Genomic DNA, 16,297 nt, shown 5'->3' with positions numbered 1-16,297 from the left:
CCCTACTTCGAGGTTCCCTGCGACACCGATCCCTGCAGCTGTCGCTGGAAGAAGATGTACACGATCAGCACCGGGACGATCGTGATGATCACGGCGGCGAACATCTCACCGAAGTCGAGCGCGTATCCCGCCGATGAGGCGTAGGACGCCATGCCCTGGGAGAGGACGTACTTGCTCTTGTCGGTGTTCAACGAGATCGGCAGCAGGAACTGGTTCCACAGTCCGAGGAAGTTCATGATCGCCACGGCAGCCATTCCCGGCTTCGCCATGGGCAGCATCACCTGGAAGAACGTTCGCCACTCGCTCGCACCGTCGACGTACGCGGCCTCCTGGATCTCGTACGGCAGCGACTTGAAGAACGAGAACAGGAAGAACACCGTGAACGGCAGCGCGAACGCGACGTACGTGATGATCAGGCCGGGCAGCGTGTTCAGCAGTCCCATGCCCTGCAGGATGAAGAACAGCGGGACGATCGCGAGGAACACCGGGAAGGTGAGGCCCGCGAGCATCAGGTAGTAGATCACACGGCTGCCCGGCACCGAGAAGCGTGCCAGCACATACGCGCACATCGCCCCCAGCACCATCACCAGCACGAGCGAGACGCCCACGACGATGACCGTGTTGATGAACATGCCGCCGAAGTTGTTCCCCACCCAGGCGTTGATGTAGTTGTCGAAGTTCCAGTCCGCCGGCAGTCCGAACGGCGATGCGAAGATCTCCTTCGTGGTCTTGAAGGAGCCGATGAGGGTCCACAGCATCGGCATGATCACGACGAGTGACCAGATGACCAGGACGACGTGGGATGCGCCGCCGACAGCCTTGTCGCTCGTGGTGGACTTCGTGGCAGTCGGGCGAGTGCCCGACTTCGGATCGATCGTGACTGCGGCCCGCGTGTCCACGCTCATGAGCGTCCTCCTTCATCCTTGCCGCCGATGAGGCGGAAGATGCCGATCACGATGGCGGCGAACAACAGAGTGATCACCGCGAGGACGACGCCCATCGCGCTCGCCATGCCGAACTGCCCCTTCTCGAAGGCGGTGCGGAACAGGTACTGGCTCATCACCAGTGTGCTGTTGCCGGGGCCCCCGGTGGAGTTGAGGCCGGCCATGTACACGAAGGCGTCCAATGCCAGGATCCCGAGGTAGATGTACGCCGTCTGCACGTTGTCGCGGATCTGGGGGAGGACGATCGACGTGACCGTGCGGAACCGGCCGGCTCCGTCGATGCGCGCGGCTTCGAGGGTCTCCCCTGGGATCCCCTTGATGGCGGCGATGAACAGCACCATGTAAAAGCCGACCATGCTCCAGACGATCACGAAGATCGTCGCGCCCATCGCTGTGCGCGCGTCGCCGAGCCATGCGAAGTCGTTCGTGTCGATGCCGAACACGCCGAGAAGACCGTTCAACAGTCCGCTGGGCGTGTAGATCATGTTCCACAGGATCGCGATCACGATCGCGGGGATGACGTACGGGAAGAACGACACCACGCGGTAGAAGCTCGAGCCCTTCAGCCCTCGCACCTGACCATGGCTGGGCCCGCCGACCGTGATCATGCTCGCGAAGATCAGGGCGATCACGATGGTGATCAGCGGGACGACGATCGCCAGCAGGATGTTGTTGCCCATCGCCTGCAGGAAGGTCGGGTCCTGGAACAGCCTCACGAAGTTGTCGACGCCGACGAAGTCCATGTTCGGCGAGAAGCCGGTCCAGTTCGTCATCGCGTAGTACACGGCCTGGATGAACGGCGAGATGACGAAGATCAGGAAGATCGCGACCGGGAGCCCGAGGAACACCAACAGGAATGACGCGTAGTCGAACGACATCCTGCGCCGAAGGCCCGCACGGGGCGCCTTGCGGCGTCCCGTGCGGGCGGTGACGACGGCGCTGGTGTCCAGCGCCACGTCGAGACCGGGAGCACTGAGGCTCATTTGATCTCGATCTTCTCGATGGAACTGTCGTTGCGGATCTTGTCGGTGAGGTCCTGCAGCTGCTTCGTGATGTCCGCGACCGACATCTTGCCGTCGAGGAACGAGTTCCAGATCGGCAACTGGTCGGAGTTCATGCCGTAGAGGTTGAACGACTTGATCGTGAACATGCCCGTTCCGGCGGCCGCGATCATCTCCACCTGCGACACGAGCGCCGTCGAGCCGAATCCGTCCTCGGGCACGATGTCCTTGACGACGGTCGGAGCGAGCTTCTCCTTCGAGAACGCCGACGCCGCCTCCTTCGAGAGCATCGTGCGCAGCAGCTCCTTGCCGCCGGCAGGGTTCTTCGCCTTGGAGGGCACGATGAACGGCTCGCCGGCCTCGGCCCGCATGTAGCCGGCCGGGGTGGTGGCGTTGTCGTCGAGCGGCATCTCGCGCACGCCCTTCATCTGGAAGTTCTCCGCGGTCGTCTTCTTCATCTCGTTCTCGATCCACGAGCCCGAGGGGTACAGCAGTGCCTCCTGGTCGAGGCTCCACTGCGACTGGGCCTGCGTGAACTGCGTTCCACCGCCGCCCGGCTTCACATAGCCGGCCTGGATGAGCTCGTGCAGGATGGTGAGGATGGACTGCAGTGTCGGATGCGACCAGCAGCCCTCTTCGAGGTTCTCCAGCGGCAGGCGCACCTCGTCACCTGACTGGATGACGGCGGAGTCGACGACGAACGTCTGGTAGTAGGTCGCCGCTTCCTTGCCCCAGAGGAACAGGTACTTGCCCTGTGCCTTCGCGGCCTCACCGAGAGCCTTCAGATCCTGCCAGGTGGTCGGCGGCTCCCAGCCGTTCTCTTCGAACAGGCTGCCCGAGTACCACAGGCCGTACGTGGTGAACACGTAGTTGAGCGCCGCGAACTTGTCGCCGAAGGTGCCCGGCGCCTTCACGCCGTCGAACAGCGTGTCGGCGATCTTCTTGCCTTCGAGGTTCTCCGACTCGAGCACATCGCTGAGGTCTTCGAGCTGATCGAGGATGGTGTTCCAGCCGATCGAGTTCGCGCCGGAGTTGTCGACGAGGTCCGGCGGGTTGCCTCCGACGAACCGGGGCTGCAGCTCCTGAGCGATCTTGGTGGAGGCGGAGACCTTGGCGGTGACGCCGTCCAGGCCCTTGTTGCCCGCCATGATCTTGGCGGCGTTCTCGACGTAGTCGACACCGTAGCCGCCGTCGAAGATGACGGCGTCGACCTCGGTGTTGGCCGCGACGCCGAACGGGTTGTCAGCGGTGACTTCACCCTTGGTGCCGCCGCCGCCTCCTCCGCCGCCCGGTGCTGCGCAGGATGCGAGAGACATGCCAAATGGCAGCAGCAGCGCCGTCGCTGCCGCGCCGCGCAACAGGTTGCGGCGGCTGATGGAGGTTTGTGTGAGTTCCATCTTCGTACCTTTCGTTGTGGTGTTCGGGTTCAGTTGGACGAGGCGCCGATCAGGCTCCCCGACGGATGCGGCCGCGATAGCGGTCCTCGAGGACGGAGTTGTGCTCATCGCCGCCGGGAATGTTCGCGGAGATGTACATCGGGGGAGTGTCGCCGCGTTCGGCGATGGTGCGTGCCACCCCGAGCGTGAGCAGCTGGGCGATGTACGCTGCGGTGATCGACGAGATCGCCCCGGCGCCGATGCCGCCGGGGATCTCGAGTGTCGTGTCGCCGTACGGCGCGAGATTGTCGATCACGATGTCGGCGATGTCGGCGAGACGCTTGCCCGACGGATGCTTCGGCTCGACGCGCATGGTGTGCTCCATGCTCGTCACGGCGATCACACTGTGACCGCGCTCCTTCGCCCACATCGCTGCGCCGACGATCGAGCCGTTGACACCGGAGTTCGAGGCGATCATGAAGACGTCGCCCTCGCCGACCGGAACAGTCGCCATCAGCTCGTCGACCAGCCAGGGCTCGCGCTCGAGCGCACTGGTCAGCACGTCGACCTGACGATCCCCGTGCATCACGAGGTCGCGCAGGGCGAACTTGTTGGTCGGGATCAACCCGCCCGCCCGGCCGGAGATCTCCATCGCGAAAGCCTCGGAATGGCCGGTGCCGAAGGCGTGGATCACTCCGCCGGCGTCGAGAGCCGCGACCAGGAGGTCGATCGCCGGGTCGAGGGCGCCGGCTTCGGCATCCGCGGTGAGGCGGGTGAGGCGCTCGTTCGCCTCACGGAACAGGTCGGACGGTGTCGCGGTCAACTGGCTGCCTCCTGAACTTCTGAATGAGCCTGGGCTTCCGAATGAGCCTGGGCCGAACGCGAGTTCAGCGTTCGTGGTCGGCGGTGCGCCGACACGGCTGTCGCGGTTGCGGCGAGCCGCCTCGTGGCGGGATCGAACATCTGCTGTGCGATGAGCAGGTAGAGCAGATCGATCACGAAGAGCTGCGAGTGCTTCACCGACATGTCGTCCGGGCGCAGGTAGCCGACGGGTGCCGCGGTGGTTATCGACACATCGGCGACGTCTGCGATCCAGCTCTCGTCGTCGTGGGTGATCGCGACGGTGAGCGCGCCGGCGGCGCCGGCCTGCGCGAGCATCTGCACGGTCTCGTTGGTCTGCCCCGTACTGGAGACGCCGATCGCGACGGAGCTCTCGTCCTGCAGGACGGCGCTGGCGAGGCCGTCGTGCACATCCGACCAGGCGTGCGAGTTGATGCCGATGCGGTGCATCCTGCGCTGGAACTCCTGGGCGATTCCTGCGCTGCCGCCGAGGCCGTAGATGTCGACGTGGCGACTTGCGGTGATCGCCCGCGCGGCAAGGCCGACAGCATCCAGGTCGATGCCCTCCCGCGTGGTCTCGAGTCCGCTCACGTGCACATTGAGCAGCGTGCGCAGGATCTTCTCCGGCGAATCCGTCGGCTCGAACTCGGCGCCGATGTCCGTGATCCAGGCGTGCTCTGCGGAGGCATGTCCGAGTTCGGTCGCGATCGCGACGCGGAACTGCGTATAGCCCGCGAAGCCGAGCGAACGGCAGAAGCGGGTGACGCTCGCAGGCGAGCTGCCCGCCCGCTCAGCGAGTTCTGTGATCGTCAGCTCTGCCGGCGTGGTCGGGTGCGAGATCACGAGATCGGCGATCTTCGACAGCGCAGCCGGCATGGCATGGCGACGCTCGGCTATGCGGCCGACGATCGCGCCATTGCCGGTGTTCATACTGCGTGGCACCATTGCCTCCAGAACTCACCGCAGGAAAGTTTCCGTTGCGATGAAAACTATTCTCACGGCCGGGGCACGTCAAGTTAGGACGCGTAACAAATGGGTCACGACATGCTGATGCTGGGTGTGGATGCCGGAGGCACGTCGACCAGGGCCGTGCTGACCACGGCTCAAGGAGAGTGCGTCGGGTACGGCGTCGGCGGACGCGGCAATCCCATCGCTGTCGGCCCCGACCGCGCCGCCGACGGCGTGCTGGATGCGGTGGCCCTCGCGCTCGCGCCATCGGCCCGTACGTTGTCCGAGGTCGAAGTGGTCACAGCTGCGATGGCCGGGCAGCGTGCCGAGGATGGTGCGGGCGGATGGCTGCTCGATCGGCTGGAGGCCGAGGGGTTCTCCGGCCGGCTCACGTTCGAATCCGACTTGATGGCCACGTACTCCAGCGGCTCGGTCGAGCCCTTCGGGTACGCGATCGTGGCCGGCACCGGTGCATCGGCCGTCCGCATCTCCGACGGCGCGATCGAGGCGACCGCAGACGGGCTGGGCTGGTTGCTCGGTGATCGCGGCAGTGGCTTCTGGATCGGGCACCGCGTGGCGAGGGCGGTCGTCCGGGACCTGGATCATGCCGGCCCTGCGACCGCTCTGACGGATGCAGTGCTGGAACATCTCGGCATCGCTGCGGACGCGACGCGGAGGGAGGGGCGCCCGCGCACGCTCGAACGGCTGGTGGAGTCGCTGTACGCGGCGCGGCCGATAGAGCTCGCCGCTCTCGCACCGCTCGCGTTCATGATCGATGATCCCGTGGCCGAGAGAATCCTGCGGCGCGCGGGCGAGCACCTCGCCGATTCGCTCGTCGCAGTGCTGACCGGACCCGGGCCACTCGTCGTCGGAGGCAGTGTGCTCTCTCGCTCCGGTCCGGTGCGGGATGCCTTCGTGCAGCGCCTCGGCACCGCCGCCGCCCTCGACCTGCTTCCGGTCGTCGACGGGGCAGTCGGCGCCGGCCTGCTCGCGCTCCGCGCCGGGGGTGCGGCGGTGTCATCAGAGACGCTCGCCATGCTCAGGAAGACTGTCGCGCGCTTCCGTTGAGTCGCATGCGGTCACCACCACTCGGAGATGTTCTATGATCGATATAGTCATAAAAAGATCACACTCAAGCATCCAGCGAAAGGCCCATACAGATGGTCGACTCGGCTCCCGGCGCGTTCATGCGTGAGGAACTCCTCTCCCAGCCCCAGGTCTGGGCGCGTGCTGCGGATATGCGCGACGAGCAGAAGGTGCTCCCCGCCGCTGGTGCTCGCATCGCCGTCGTCGGCTGCGGCACTTCATGGTTCATCGCGCAGTCGTATGCCGCGCTGCGCGAGACCGCCGGTCTCGGCGTGACGGATGCGTACGCGGCATCCGAAGCGTTCCTCGATCGTGACTACGACGCCGTCGTGGCGTTGACGCGCTCCGGGACCACGAGTGAGGTGCTGGAGCTCACCGAGCAGGTCAAGGGCAGGATCCCGGTCATCGGCGTCAGCGGCGACCCGTCCTCGCCGCTGGTCGACCTCGTCGATGAGGCCGTGCTGATGCCGTTCGCCGATGAGCAGTCGGTCGTGCAGACGCGCTTCGCCACCACCGCACTCACCCTGTTCCGCGCCTCGCTCGGGCTCCACGACGACGTCGCCCGTTCGATCGCAGACGCCGAAGCTGTGCTGGCGACCGCAGACGATGCGACGCTCGCCGAAGCGGAGCAGTACACGTTCCTCGGCCGCAACTGGACGATCGGTCTCGCGCATGAGGCCGCACTGAAGATGCGCGAGTCGTCGCAGTCGTGGACCGAGTCGTACCCGTCGATGGACTACCGCCATGGCCCGATCGCGATCGCCGCTCCGAACCGGATCACCTGGCAGTTCGGCGTCGCCCCCGAAGGACTCGGCGGTCAGGTGGAGGCCACGGGCGGGCGTTTCGTGCAGCACGACGTCGACCCGCTCGCCGACCTCGTTCGCCTGCATCGCGTCGCCCTCGACCGCGCCGTGGCCAAGGGGCTCGACCCCGACCTCCCCCGAAACCTCACGCGTTCGGTCATCCTGGACGTGTGATGTCCGCAGCCGCCACCGAATCACGCAGCCTTGGCGAGGGTGCTCCCGTACTCGCCTTCGACGTCGGAGGCACCGACATCAAGTCCGCGATCTTCGACGCGGACGGCACTGCACTCGGGCTGCGCCGTACGCCGACGCCGGCTCTGGGGGATGACCCGGCCGCCGCACTGATCGAGGAGCTCGCCCGGCTTTCGGACGACCTGCGGGCGCAGCATCCGGATGTCGCACCGGCCGCACTCGGCTTCGTCGTGCCGGGCATCGTCGATGCGGATGCCGGTGTCGGCGTCTTCGCGAGCAATCTGGGCTGGCGCGATGCGCCGCTGCGCGCCCTCGCGGCGGAGCGGCTGCAGTTGCCCATCGCGTTCGACCACGATGTGCGCTCGGCGAGCTGGGCAGAGCACCGGCTCGGGGGTTCACGCGCCTATGACGACGTCGTGGTGCTGATCATCGGCACCGGCATCGCCGGAGCCATTCTCATCGGCGGAATGCCGTACACCGCCGGTGGCTACGCCGGGGAGATCGGGCACTCTCCGATCGCCGACGGGCCGGAGTGCGCGTGCGGGGCCCGCGGCTGCCTCGAAGCCATCGCCTCGGCGGGGGCCATCGCCCGTCGCTATGCAGCCGAGACCGGCACCACCCCCGACGGAGCCAGGGATGTGATCGCTCGTGCGGCAGTCGGCGACGCCGTTGCGGCTCGCATCTGGGACGACGCGCTCGACGCGCTCACCCTCTCACTCGCACAGCTGACGGCGATGTTCGCGCCGGAGGCGATCGTGATCGGCGGCGGCCTGTCCCGCGCGGGCGGTGCGCTGTTCGACGAACTGCGCACGCGCCTGGCTGCGCGGCTCAGCTTCCACCGGATGCCGGAACTGCTGCCTGCCGAGCTCCAGGGCAACGCCGGACTCATCGGCGCAGCCCTGCGCGCGAGGGAGTTGACGTGATCGTCACGGTCACCGCGAACCCGGCGCTCGATCTGACGTGGGAGATCGACCGCATCGAGATCGGCGGTACGCACCGCGCTGACACCGGCGCCGTGCGTGCCGGTGGCAAGGGACTCAACGTCGCCAGGGTCGCTCACGCGCAAGGCTTTCCGGTTCGTGCGGTGACGACCTGCGGCGGCGCGACCGGTGTCGAGATGCGTGACGAGCTGGCGGACAGCGGCGTGCCTCATGTGCTCGTTCCGGTATCAGCCCCCACCCGCCGCAGCGTCGCGTGGGTCGACCGTGCACTCGGCGACACCACGATCGTCAATGAGCGCGGCGTGAATCCGAGCGCCGAGGAGTGGGCGGCGTTCAGCGCCCTCGTGCGGGAGGAGGCAGCCGCGGCGTCCGTGCTGGTGATCTCCGGCAGCGTGCCACCCGGTGCACCCGACGATCTGCTCCCGGATCTCATCGCGGCAGGCGCAGGGCGGCCCGTCATCGTCGACACGTCCGGCCCTGTCCTGCTCACCGCGGCGGATGCCGGTGCATCCGTGCTCAAGCCGAACAGGGCCGAGCTCCTCGAGGCCACCGGCCTCTCCGATCCGATCGCAGGGGCGCGTGAGCTGCTGCGCCGCGGTGCAGGACTCGTTCTGCTGTCGCTCGGCGTCGATGGAATGTACGCGGTCACGATCGACCGTGTGCTGCGCGCCCGGCTGCCCGAACCGCTCGCCGGGAACCCGACAGGGGCGGGAGATGCCGCTGTCGCTGCCGCGGCGACACTGATGGCCGAGGGCAACACCGATCCGGAGGCGATCCTGCGCCGCGCGACCGCCTGGTCGGCAGCGGCCGTGCTGATGCCTCTGGCCGGAGAGATCTCACCGCAGCATCCGCAGCTCGAAGCCGCACTGATCGTCGACACGATCACCCAGGACGAACCCCCCATGAACTCCTCTGAGAAAGCCGCCGAATGACCCTCGTCTCCGCCGCCGACCTCGTCCGCGACGCTGCCGCCCATAACCGGGGCATCGGCGCATTCAACGTCATCCATCTCGAGACCGCCGAGGCGCTGGTCGCAGCATCCGCTCAGGCTCATCTTCCGGTCATCCTGCAGATCTCGCAGAACTGCGCGAAATATCACGGAGCCCTTGAGCCGATCGCCCTCGCCACGCTCGCCGTCGCCCGTCGTGCGGAGACCCCGGTCGCCGTGCACCTCGATCACGCCGAGAATCCTGACCTGGTGGACGAGGCGATCGACCTCGGGTTCGGGTCGGTGATGTTCGACGGCGGCGCGCTGCCCTACGACGAGAACGTCGCGCTGACGCGTGAGGTCGCGACACGCGCGCACGTGGCGGGCGTCTACGTCGAAGGCGAGCTCGGCGAGGTCGGCGGCAAGGACGGCGCACACGCGCCGGGCGTGCGAACCGATCCTGACGAGGCACGTGCGTTCGTCGCGGAGACGGGCGTGGACGCGCTGGCCGTCGCCGTCGGATCCTCGCACGCGATGACCGACCGCAGCGCGTCACTCGACATCGAACTCATCGGCAGGCTGCGGGCCGCACTCGGTGTCCCCCTCGTGCTGCACGGATCGTCCGGCGTCGCGGATGCCGTGATCGTGGATGCCGTGCGCGCCGGCATGACGAAGATCAATGTGTCCACGCATCTGAACGGCTTCTTCACGCGGGCGGTGCGCCAGACGCTCGACGCCGACGAGCGCCTGGTCGACTCGCGCAAGTACATCGCGCCTGGTCGCGCCGCGATCGTCGACGAGGCGGCACGGATGCTGCGACTGTTCGCGCTGCAGGGCCCGGAGTCGCCGGCCTCTGACACTGCTTCGGACATGGCTTCGGATTCGCGAGGCGCCTGATGAAGCGCGCGTCGCGGCTGACTGCGATCCTCGACCTGCTCGCAGCGCAGGGCGAGGTCACGGTCGACGAGCTCGTCGAGCGGCTCGATGCATCTGCGGCGACAGCGAGGCGCGACCTCGACAGCCTCGCCGAGCAGCGACTGCTGACCCGCACGCATGGCGGCGCTGTGGCGCAGTCGGTCGCCTATGAGCTGCCCGTTCGCTACAAGAGCCACCAGCACACCCAGGAGAAGGACGCCATCGCCCGCGCGGCATCCGCGCTCGTCGCGACCGGCGCCGTGGTCGGGCTCTCCGGCGGCACGACGACGACGGCAATCGCGGCGGCCCTCGCAGCCCGTGCCGATCTCGGCGAGTTCACGGTGGTCACCAACGCGGTGAACATCGCCGCCCAGCTCGCGACCAGGCCGGACATCAAGGTCGTTGTGACCGGGGGCGTGATCCACTCCCGCAGCTACGAGCTCGTCGGACCGTTCGTGGAGCAGCTTCTCAGCGGCATCCGACTCGACATCGCCTTCATCGGCGTGAATGCACTGTCAGCCGAAGACGGCGCGAGCACGCACGATGAGCGCGAGGCCGCCGTGAACCGAATGATGGCGTCGCGCGCAGGCCGAGCCGTCGTGGTGGCCGACTCGAGCAAGATCGGCCAGGCGTCGTTCGCGTATGTCGGCGGTCCGGAGCTCTTCCCGACGGTGATCACGGACGCCGCAGCCGACACCGACGCGCTCATCAGCGCCGGCTACGAGGTCATCCTGGCCGTCTGAGCCCGCGTCCCGCCCACCACTCGGCGTCGATGGGAGCTTTTCGCACCCGGGTGCGGCGCTGTGCGTGCAAGAACCTCCCATCGACGCGGCGATGGACGTCGTCTGGCGCGGGATGCTGGCCTGAGATCGAGACCGACGAAGGAGGGTGCGTGCGAGTGAACCGCACACACCCTCCAAGTAGTCGGTGTCTGTCGTATACGTCCCCACGCGTATCCCCAGTCGACTGGCGCCTCCCTCGCGCTCCTTGACCCTCCCGGAGCCCTTCGCCTGACACCTTCCTCAGATCAGGAGTGAGCATCTCCCGTTCTGATACATCGGATCGGAGATTCTTTCAGAATCCGCTGCCGTGGCACTGGAACGGCGTACGGTGACCCGTTGCGGCAGATGCCGCGGCCAGCGAGACGGCAGGGCTCTCCCCTCGGCTGAGGCACTGGTGCACCGCGGCGAGGAGCGTGCTCGCGACATCGTCGGAGACGACTGCCGGGGCCGCGATCACACTCCGTGTGCCGGCGTGCAACCACACCCGCGTCATCCCGAGCGCCTCCTCTCCCCAGCGCACCGATGAGTGCCCCAGCTCGCAGGCCGAGAGCACGACGGTGTCCGGCACGCGCGGGATGAGATCGATGTCGTAGCCGAAGAGCGTGCCGTCTGCGAGCTCGAACCCGGCGAACAGCGGGTTGTCGACGGCGTGATGTCCGTGCGCGGCGATGTGCAGCAGGTCGACCCGGCCGGCGAGATCGGTGACGGCATCCACTCGCGCATCGTCGCCCGTCAGTACGGTCGGGTCGCGCCATACGGATGCTGCAGCCTGCACCTCTTCGACTGCTCGCGGCACACGCGGGCCGCTGGCGAACCCGACCGACCGCAGTGGACGCGACGCCGGCCGCTCCTGAACCCATCTCGACATCGAGGTGGCGAGAGTGAACGGGCGCGAGAGCATGGTCGGCAGCATCCCCCAAGGAATGCCGCCGAGGAACCCCGGCACCGTCAGCACGAGTCGGCGGGTGCCGATCGCTGCCCGTACAGGCGCGAGCAGGGCATCGTCGAGGCGCAGCAGCCGATCATCGAGCGCGCGCGCGACCACCGCGGCCATCGGCCCGCGGGGAATCGATGCAGACACATCCAGGTCGGCGCGCAGACCGTCTGAGGCGCGTCGTACCGCGGCGCGGTCGAGGTTGACGATGCGACTGTCGTCTGCTGTGGTGACCACGCACAGCAGCGCGTCGCTGCTGAAGACGTAGGAGAGCACGGCGGTCTGCTCGTCGAGTGTCGTGCGCAGTTCGTCGAGCGTGATCCGCGGGCGGGTGTCGCCGGCGCCGGTGGCGGTCCATTGACGATCGCGTACGCGATCTCGGAGCGTGCGCACGTTCGTGTCGGTCGTCCATTCGCTCCCGGAGAGATCAGTGCGCAGCATCCGCAACTCCGCCAGGTCATCTGCGAGCTGCGGGTCCCTCGGGGGACGGACGGGAGCGACCTGCTGACTGAGGTGGCGGGCGCGCTCGGACCAGTCGAACAGGATGCGCGGATCGCGGCTGTCGGCGGCGGCGGAGAGTCCGCGGAAGATCAGGCCGGTGCCGTGCATGGCGAGGGACGCCTGCAGGTCGAGTGCGCCGAACGACCGCTGCCAGTCGGAGAGGAGGTCGAGTCCGTGGGCGGCGTGGCGGCGGGCTTCGGCGGACCGCCCTTTCGCGCGCGCGCGTGCGGCGCGCACTTCGGAGGCGCGCAGTCGAAGCGGCGTCGGGGAATCGCGCGCAACACGGGGCATGCGCTCATCCACACCGCGTTCGCCTGCGGCGAGGATCGCGCTGAGTCGCACCGCCGTCGCCTCTGCGGGGAATCCGCACGCCTTGAGCGCCTCGGCCGTCGCCTGGAACTCGGCGGCGGAGGGCGCAGCGGTGGTGCGGGCGCTGTCGCCGGCGAGCGCAGCGGCGAGCTGCGCGTCGAGGCGGATGGCGTCACTGCGTGCGGCCCAGCTGTCGGCGCCGAGCGTACGGAAGCGTCGGGCCGCCGCCTTGGCGACCCGCTGTGCTCGTAGAGGGTCGTGGCGCAGCAGCGAGCGGGCGAGGTGGTACTCCGACTCGGCCTGCGCCTGGCGCATCCGAGAGGCGCCGAAAGTGGCCGCGACGCTCGCGAGCAGATGCTCGGCTTCATCCACCAGCCCGGCGTCGCGCAGCACCTCGGCCCGATCGAGGTCGCTCATCGCCGCTCCTTCGCGTGACGACGCGGCGATCACCGGACGCGACTGCGCCATGAGCTCGAGCGCCTCGATGAGGTCGCCGCGCAACAGGGCGGTGTAACCGAGGTTGTGGCGTGCCTCCGCGGCTGCGCCCACATCGCCTTCGGCCTCGTACAGGACGATCGCCTGCTCGAGGTCGGCGCTGCAGGCGCTGAACGCCCGCCGGTGCATGTGCACGACGGAGCGATTCAGCAGGCAGTTGGCGCGCGCGATCGAATCCAGCCCGTCGATCGCGCGTGTGAGCATCTTCTCGGCGTCGTCCAGGCGCCCGGAGCGTGTGAACAGGACGCCGAGCTGTCCGGCGATGATCGCCTGGGTCTCGGCGCTCGCGCCCTCTCGGTCGAGTGCGTCGCGGCACAACGCCTCCGCGCGCGCCGGTTCGCCGGTTTGCGCGAGCACATAGGCCATGGTGCCCGCGATCCGGGACTGCAGGTCCACTCCGGCATCCGTCGCCCGCTCGGCCGCCCGCTCGAGGAGGCGTCGCGCCGCTGCGTAGCGCTGCGTGTTGGAGGCGTCGCGTCCTCGCTCGTACAGCTCACGCGCAGAAGTCCCCATGCTCTCAGGATGCCGTGTCCGGAGCGTGCGCGGAAGGCTCGGCCCCTGGCGTCTGTGCCGCCGCCGCCGAAAGCAGCGCGATCAGCTCGGCGGCACGCGCCTTCACCCCAACGGCGCGAGGGGAGGCAGCTCCTTCAGCACGGCATCCAGGGTCTCCTTCGCCGCAGCGGTCGGTGCGCACCCGTCGCGCGGAACTTCGCCGAGTCCGGCCGCGATCTTCCCCGCCACATACGGCGCCGCGAACGACGTCCCGCTCCAGGCGACGAAGCCGCCGCGGTAGTCGTCGGGGTCGATCGTCTGTCGCGGCAGGTCGCCGATGTCCGCCCTGGTGACCGCCTGCGTCCCGCCGATGAAACCCGGACTCGTCGAGACCACCGCCGCACCAGGGGCGAACGTGCGCACCCACGGTCCGACGTTCGAGAACAGCGCCACCGAGCGCCGCGACGGGTTCAGCGCTCCGACCGACACGAGCGGCACTGCCTTGTCCGCCGGCAGACCGTTGTCCGCAGCAGGCCACGCCCACAGCGACGCGGGGAAGGAAGGGCGGTCGATCGCGTCGTTGCCGGCCGAGCACACCACCACCGTGCCGAGCTCGCGCGCAGTGCGCAGCAGCTCGTACAGCACCAGCGAGAACTGCCCGTCGACGGGGGTCTCGTGGTAGTACCCGAGTGACAGATTCAGCACGTCGACCGGGCGACCGCCCTCCTCCCCGGAGATGAACCGCCGCTGCAGTTCGACCACGGCGGCGAGGGCTCGCAGGAACGTCGTCTCATCCACCACTCCGAGCGAACCGGCGACCCGGATGGAGAGGATGTCCGCATCCGGAGCGGTCTGTCTCACCAGCCCCGCGATGAACGTGCCGTGCCCGGCCACCGCGTCGATCTCGCCGTCGAGCTGCCCGTACAGATCGGGGTAGCGTTCCGGGTCGTCATCGCCGGTGAGGCCGATCGGCACTCCGTCGATCTCGGCATCGCGGGTCACGATCGAATCGGGCAGCCACTCGTGCACGCCGCATCCGGTGTCGAGTACGGCGACGACCGCGCGCCTTCCCTTCCGGGGATCGGCCCCGCGCACCGGCGCCGGGCCGATCCAGGCGATCGGCTGGCGGCCACCCCGCCCCGGCTCCATGTAGTCGTCGCTGCCCACCGCCCCGGCACCGCGCACCGGATTCGAGCGGGTGAAGGGGTTCGTGCGGGTGAACGGGTTCGTGCGCGTGAACGGATTCAGCCCGACAGGGTCGATCGCCAGCACATGCTCGAGGCCTGCACGCGGCATCGGCCCGCCCGCGATCCTGCGTGCTCGCTGAAGCACGCGCCACGCATCCGGAGCGACAGGCGATTCGCCCTCGCCAGGCGCATCCGGCGTGGTGAGCAGTGCGCGATGAAGGCCGGGGACGCCGGGGAGAGTGTCCACCCGTCGCCCCGCCCGCACCACGTCGTCCGACTCCACCTCCAGCCGCCACCCGAAGGCGCCAGCTGCCTCCATCAGTGTCTTCAGGTCGCGGTCGTACGCGCCGTTCTCATCGTCCGGACGCTCGGATATCAGCAACCGATCCGGGAGATATGCGGTGGGAAACGCGCGGATGCCGGCGACCGGGTCCACGCTCGGATCGAGCGCCGACCCACGAGGGATCGAGCCCTCAGCGCGGTCCTGCCAGCTCCAGCCATTCGGATGCTCCATTGCCGTCCCTCTCTGGTGGCGTCACCGCCGGCGACTCACACCTCGAACTGAGGGGTGAGCAGATCCTTCGCATCTGCGTTCGTGACGAGCAGCACCCGGCTGAGCCCCGGCGGGATCTCGTCGAACGCGCACCGCCCCTGCCCGTCGGGCACTGTCATCCATGAGCGCCCGCCCTGGGTGAGTCGCACCTCGACGGCACCGGCATCCACCCAGCAGTCCACGCGTCGTCGACCGCTCGCGGTGTGGCTGATGTGCAGCAGGATGCTCGCGGTGCCGTCGCTGAACTGCAGGGTGGTCGTCTCGCTGTCCCCGCGTACCGCGACCTCGGCGTTCTCGATCAGCGTCAGAAGCGCGTACTCGCCGGAGACGTCTGCGATCGCGATCGCGGCGATCATGCGGTCAGCCAGGTCGGCGGGCATCGGATCGATCTCTTCCTGCGCGATGCGCAGACGCGCGAACAGCGCGTCATCCGAATCCGTCATCGGGTGCTCCTTCCGTGGAGGAGAAGCCGCTGCGCACGAGTTCGGTGCGCAGCTTCGCCAGACACCGCTTGCGCGTCGGCCCGATGCTGCCGATCGGCATGTCGAGCTCGGCGGCGATGCTCGCGTAGTCGGGTCGATCGTCGAAGGCGATGATGCGAAGCAGTCGTTGGCAACGGGTCGTGAGGGTGCCGACGGCGCTCCACATGCGTCGTGACTCGTCGGATGCCGTCACCTCGGCCTCGGTCGATTCCTGCGGCGGCAGCATCGGTTCGAGGAGCTCGTCCGCCGTGGCATCCGCTCGCCGGTGGCTCTTGCCGACCCGCCACGCCTCACGGCGGGCGGTGACGGTGAGCCAGCCGGAGATCGCGCGTTCGTCGATGATCTTCTCGTGTCCGCGCACGAGTGCGAGCCAGGTGGACTGCACGACGTCTTCGGCGAGCGAACGCTCCAGGCCGTAGGCGCGCACGACGTGCCACAGGACGGGGGTCATCAGTCGTACCAGATCGTCCATGGCGTGTCGGTTTCCGGATCGCCAATCGGCGAACAGGTCAGCGGCGCGTTCCCAGCGCGCCGAACCGTCGCTGACGGCGCCCACGGGAGAGGCGTCGGTCATGGAGATCATTGTGC

The 16,297-nt window shown here is 68.2% G+C and carries 15 protein-coding genes; 6 read left to right on the top strand and 9 right to left on the bottom strand.

Features of this window, described 5'->3' with window-relative positions; all coding sequences use genetic code 11:
* Positions 1-2: 2 nt before the first annotated feature.
* The 5 genes from ACP7AR_RS12800 to ACP7AR_RS12780 are packed head-to-tail and all read right to left on the bottom strand — an operon-like array spanning position 3 to position 5,091.
* Positions 3-905: a carbohydrate ABC transporter permease gene (locus ACP7AR_RS12800; protein WP_426186296.1), complete on the bottom strand. Its 903-nt coding sequence runs from the start codon at positions 903-905 to the stop codon at positions 3-5.
* Positions 902-1,927 carry a carbohydrate ABC transporter permease gene (locus tag ACP7AR_RS12795; RefSeq protein WP_426186293.1) on the bottom strand — a complete coding sequence of 342 codons (1,026 nt, stop codon included), beginning with the start codon at positions 1,925-1,927 and terminating at the stop codon, positions 902-904. The genes ACP7AR_RS12800 and ACP7AR_RS12795 overlap by 4 nt, the downstream gene beginning before the upstream one ends.
* Positions 1,924-3,342, bottom strand: coding sequence for an N-acetylglucosamine/diacetylchitobiose ABC transporter substrate-binding protein (gene ngcE / locus ACP7AR_RS12790; protein WP_426186290.1), 1,419 nt, complete (start codon positions 3,340-3,342; stop codon positions 1,924-1,926). The genes ACP7AR_RS12795 and ngcE overlap by 4 nt, the downstream gene beginning before the upstream one ends.
* Positions 3,343-3,391: 49 nt before the next feature.
* Positions 3,392-4,144 (bottom strand): sugar isomerase domain-containing protein, encoded by a 753-nt coding sequence (locus tag ACP7AR_RS12785; RefSeq protein WP_426186287.1) that lies wholly within the window; start codon positions 4,142-4,144, stop codon positions 3,392-3,394.
* Positions 4,141-5,091 carry a MurR/RpiR family transcriptional regulator gene (locus ACP7AR_RS12780; protein ID WP_426186285.1) on the bottom strand — a complete coding sequence of 317 codons (951 nt, stop codon included), beginning with the start codon at positions 5,089-5,091 and terminating at the stop codon, positions 4,141-4,143. The genes ACP7AR_RS12785 and ACP7AR_RS12780 overlap by 4 nt, the downstream gene beginning before the upstream one ends.
* A 102-nt stretch (positions 5,092-5,193) precedes the next feature.
* On the opposite strand from ACP7AR_RS12780, the gene ACP7AR_RS12775 reads away from it, so the two are divergent.
* The 6 genes from ACP7AR_RS12775 (at position 5,194) to ACP7AR_RS12750 (ending at position 10,717) form a co-directional block, all read left to right on the top strand.
* Positions 5,194-6,177, top strand: a complete 984-nt coding sequence (locus tag ACP7AR_RS12775; protein ID WP_426186282.1) for an N-acetylglucosamine kinase — start codon at positions 5,194-5,196, stop codon at positions 6,175-6,177.
* 92 nt (positions 6,178-6,269) lie between these two features.
* Positions 6,270-7,172, top strand: a complete 903-nt coding sequence (locus ACP7AR_RS12770; RefSeq protein WP_426186279.1) for an SIS domain-containing protein — start codon at positions 6,270-6,272, stop codon at positions 7,170-7,172.
* The gene (locus tag ACP7AR_RS12765; protein WP_426187745.1) at positions 7,172-8,113 is read left to right on the top strand and encodes an ROK family protein; all 942 of its coding nucleotides are present in this window, start codon (positions 7,172-7,174) and stop codon (positions 8,111-8,113) included. Before ACP7AR_RS12770 ends, ACP7AR_RS12765 begins: the two co-directional genes overlap by 1 nt.
* Complete coding sequence (locus ACP7AR_RS12760; RefSeq protein ID WP_426186276.1) at positions 8,110-9,063, top strand: 1-phosphofructokinase family hexose kinase; 954 nt, start codon at positions 8,110-8,112, stop codon at positions 9,061-9,063. The genes ACP7AR_RS12765 and ACP7AR_RS12760 overlap by 4 nt, the downstream gene beginning before the upstream one ends.
* Positions 9,060-9,956 carry a class II fructose-bisphosphate aldolase gene (locus tag ACP7AR_RS12755; RefSeq protein ID WP_426186273.1) on the top strand — a complete coding sequence of 299 codons (897 nt, stop codon included), beginning with the start codon at positions 9,060-9,062 and terminating at the stop codon, positions 9,954-9,956. Before ACP7AR_RS12760 ends, ACP7AR_RS12755 begins: the two co-directional genes overlap by 4 nt.
* Positions 9,956-10,717, top strand: a complete 762-nt coding sequence (locus ACP7AR_RS12750) for a DeoR/GlpR family DNA-binding transcription regulator (RefSeq protein ID WP_426186270.1) — start codon at positions 9,956-9,958, stop codon at positions 10,715-10,717. Before ACP7AR_RS12755 ends, ACP7AR_RS12750 begins: the two co-directional genes overlap by 1 nt.
* A 331-nt stretch (positions 10,718-11,048) precedes the next feature.
* On the opposite strand, the gene ACP7AR_RS12745 is transcribed toward ACP7AR_RS12750, so the two are convergent.
* The 4 genes from ACP7AR_RS12745 to ACP7AR_RS12730 form a co-directional block, all read right to left on the bottom strand.
* Positions 11,049-13,508: a CHAT domain-containing protein gene (locus ACP7AR_RS12745; RefSeq protein ID WP_426186267.1), complete on the bottom strand. Its 2,460-nt coding sequence runs from the start codon at positions 13,506-13,508 to the stop codon at positions 11,049-11,051.
* Positions 13,509-13,610: 102 nt separating this feature from the next.
* Complete coding sequence (locus ACP7AR_RS12740) at positions 13,611-15,188, bottom strand: S8 family peptidase (protein WP_426186264.1); 1,578 nt, start codon at positions 15,186-15,188, stop codon at positions 13,611-13,613.
* A 35-nt stretch (positions 15,189-15,223) separates the two neighbouring features.
* A complete protein-coding gene (locus ACP7AR_RS12735) occupies positions 15,224-15,670 on the bottom strand; it encodes a hypothetical protein (RefSeq protein WP_426186261.1) in 447 nt (148 codons plus the stop codon).
* Positions 15,654-16,283 carry an RNA polymerase sigma factor gene (locus ACP7AR_RS12730; protein WP_426186259.1) on the bottom strand — a complete coding sequence of 210 codons (630 nt, stop codon included), beginning with the start codon at positions 16,281-16,283 and terminating at the stop codon, positions 15,654-15,656. Before ACP7AR_RS12730 ends, ACP7AR_RS12735 begins: the two co-directional genes overlap by 17 nt.
* Between the last annotated feature and the right edge of the window lie 14 nt (positions 16,284-16,297).

This window comes from Microbacterium sp. TWP3-1-2b2 (assembly GCF_049896145.1).
Classification (GTDB): Bacteria; Actinomycetota; Actinomycetes; order Actinomycetales; family Microbacteriaceae; genus Microbacterium.
Note: the sequence above shows the minus strand (reverse complement) of the source record. Positions and strands in the feature narration are given on the sequence as shown.